Source organism: Protofrankia sp. CiP1_Cm_nod3, assembly GCF_982290655.1.
In genome coordinates this window covers 9,261-9,725 of sequence record NZ_CEVIVD010000171.1, presented here as the reverse complement: position 1 = coordinate 9,725, position 465 = coordinate 9,261, and the positions used below count along the sequence as shown (strand labels likewise).

The 465-nt window shown below is 68.0% G+C and carries 1 protein-coding gene; it reads left to right on the top strand.

The window, feature by feature from the left end; translation table 11 throughout:
* A partial coding sequence (locus AC5LUJ_RS21450; protein WP_493465610.1) for a ubiquitin-conjugating enzyme family protein occupies positions 1 to 465 on the top strand: 465 nt, incomplete at both ends.

Sequence of the window (465 nt, the reverse complement as noted above, 5' to 3'; positions counted from 1 at the left end):
GGAGGCCCGGGCCGGGGCGCTCAACCCGAAGGACAGGCAGGAGGCGCTGCACCGCGTCCGCAACCAGATCGTCGCCTATGCGCGGGCGCATCCGGGGTTCCAGGTGCGGGCGAACTCCAGCCTGCTGCCCACCGAGTACGAGCTGGAGTTCGTCCAGCCGAGTTTCGGGCCCGGCGCGGCACCTGGTGACGATCCGATCACCGTCGATCGGCATGTCGTTCTGATACAGCTCGGCGCGGAGTTCCCGGAAACCCCGCCGCTGGTGTTCTGGCTGACGCCGGTCTTTCATCCGAACGTGTTCCCGAACTACGACTGCGACCAGGCCCGGGAACACGAGGCCCAGCAGGGGCTGGTGTGCCTCGGGGCGCTGGCCGAGTCCTACCGGCCGTCCCTGGACTTCGGTGAGCTCTGCCAGATCCTGGTGGACATGGCCGCGTTCCGTAACTACAGCCTGCTGGAGGACAG